Origin of the sequence: Microcoleus sp. M2_D5, from assembly GCF_036701935.1 — a bacterium.
Taxonomy (GTDB): Bacteria; Cyanobacteriota; Cyanobacteriia; order Cyanobacteriales; family Microcoleaceae; genus Microcoleus.
Genome location: NZ_JAUBRP010000095.1, coordinates 2,365 through 4,643, shown reverse-complemented (window position 1 = coordinate 4,643; position 2,279 = coordinate 2,365). Strand labels below are relative to the sequence as shown.

Sequence of the window (2,279 nt, the reverse complement as noted above, 5' to 3'; positions counted from 1 at the left end):
ACAAGAAAATTCATCTCTTGTGGAACGGGCATCTTGCCCGTTCTTAAAAAGAGTACAACATCTCAGATTCAATAAATATGGGTAACAAAAAGACAAATAAAAGCGAACTAACCCTGCAATTTCACGCTAAAAAAATGCTGTCTGACTACGTAACTGCTGTTACTTGGTCGCCGGACGGCAAAACTTTAGCAGTCTGTTCCGCTGCGGGCGAAGTGATGTTAGGGACTGTAGGGGCAATGAATGAATTGTCCTTGCAGCCGCTACAAACTGCTACGGGTAAATCAGCCGATTGCTTGTCTTTTTCCTCCGACAGTCAATTCCTAGCTGCTGGCGGACAAGACGGACGGGTGCAAATTTGGCGCGCCGATTCGAGCGAATTAATTGCTGATTTGGATAACCAGCGCGTCTGGGTTGACAAATTAGCTTGGAGTCCCAACTGCAATCAGTTAGCTTTCAGTATGGGCCGCTGCGTTCAAGTCTGGAATGCTGATGATGATGTTGTTGAAGTAACGCTGAATTTCGACTCATCATCTATCCTCGATTTAGCATGGCATCCTGTTGTTAAATATCTGGCAGTTAGCGGCTATCAAGGCGTCAAAGTTTGGAACGGCGAAGACTGGGACGAAGACCCGCACGTCTTGTCAGTACCGTCTGCAACAGGTGCAATTTCTTGGGATACGTCAGGGCAATATTTAGCTTGCGGCAATATCGACAACACCCTAATTGTTAATGAATGGGGCAGTTCTCAACCGTGGATAATGCAAGGTTTTCCGGGGAAAGTTCGGCAGTTAGCTTGGTCGGGTAAAACTAATTCTTTGGGTGCACCTTTGTTAGCTGCTTCGAGTTCTCAAGGCATTTCTGTCTGGGAAAGAGACGCTGATGAAAGAGTCGGTTGGGAAGGTTGGGCGTTAGAAGTGCATGAAAATGTGGTAAATGCGATCGCCTTTCAACCTACCACATTTTTATTAGCTTCGGCAGCAGCAGACGGTCAAGTTTGTTTGTGGTATGAAGCAGAACAATTGCTGCAAATTCTCAAAGGTGCAGAGGGCGGTTTTTCCTGTCTCGCATGGCATCCCGAAGGCCAGTTTCTCGCGGCTGGCGGCTGTGGAGGCGAATTGCTGGTTTGGTCAAAGTCTATGCGCGGCAAAGGCTTCGGGGGGCGCTAAGTTCGCACAGGCACCGGTTTGACCAAAACATAAACAATTGAAAACTTTAGGACTTACCCACGGATGCCGAGAAACCGGGTTTTTCGAGCGTCTACTTCGTTGCAGACTGCATCGAGCAAAAAACCCCATTTCTGAGTCGAAGTGCGTCCTGGAGTGTTATCCTCTCTTTCTTGTCAAAATCCCTTGACTGGGACTGAACAGCAAAGCTACTAAAAATAACCCAAAAACAACTAATACAATTGCCGCACCAGACGGCATATTCCAATAATAGCTGAGATACATACCAGTCACGCTAGCTATAATCCCAATAATTGCTCCTACTCCCATCATTAAATGTAGCTCTTTTACCAACAAATACGCCGTCATTCCCGGCCCGATTAACAGCGAAATTACTAACAGCGCTCCCACGGTTTGCAAACTCGCAACAATCGTCAGCGTAATCGCCGAAATCATCCCCAAATAAATCCAGTTTACAGGCAAACCGCACGCTTGCGCCCCCAGGGGGTCAAAAGTATAAAATAGCAGTTCTTTATAAAACATTTTAACTGTTGCCAAAATAATCAAAGTAATGACAAAAGTCTGCTGCACGTCAGCAGGTGCAACTGACAAGATATTTCCAAACAAAAACCCGTCAAGGTCTAATTTTGTTGTCCGCAACAGGCTAATTAAGGTGACGCTAATTGCTAAAAATGTCGATAAAATTAATGCCATGACTGCATCAATTTTTAGGCGCGATTGGGATTGAATCCACGCCATAATCACGGCGCTGATAATTCCCGATATAAACGCACCGATCGAAATATTGAAACCTAAAGAAAAAGCTACGGGCAATCCTGCTAATACTGAATGGGCAATCATGTCAACCATCATTCCCATTTGCTGTACAATTAGGTATGAACCGACAACGGCGCAGAGAATTCCTAGCAAAATGCCGACGGCGATCGCATTTCGCATGAACTCGAATTGTAGCGGCTCAATTAGTAGGTTTAACATTGAATTAGGTTAATAATAGGTTTTTTTTAACTACAATCAATTGCACAGGCGGGACGCCCGTGCCACAATCAATTGCACAGGCGGGACGCCCGTGCCACAATCCACTTCACAGGCGGGACG

2 protein-coding genes are annotated in these 2,279 nt (G+C 45.8%); one reads left to right on the top strand and one right to left on the bottom strand.

Annotation, left to right across the window (positions count from 1 at the left end):
• The first annotated feature begins 77 nt into the window (after positions 1-77).
• A complete protein-coding gene (locus QUA50_RS26370) occupies positions 78-1,166 on the top strand; it encodes a WD40 domain-containing protein (RefSeq protein WP_333268074.1) in 1,089 nt (362 codons plus the stop codon).
• A 156-nt stretch (positions 1,167-1,322) separates the two neighbouring features.
• On the opposite strand, the gene QUA50_RS26365 is transcribed toward QUA50_RS26370, so the two are convergent.
• Positions 1,323-2,159 carry a metal ABC transporter permease gene (locus QUA50_RS26365; RefSeq protein ID WP_333268075.1) on the bottom strand — a complete coding sequence of 279 codons (837 nt, stop codon included), beginning with the start codon at positions 2,157-2,159 and terminating at the stop codon, positions 1,323-1,325.
• Positions 2,160-2,279: the final 120 nt, after the last annotated feature.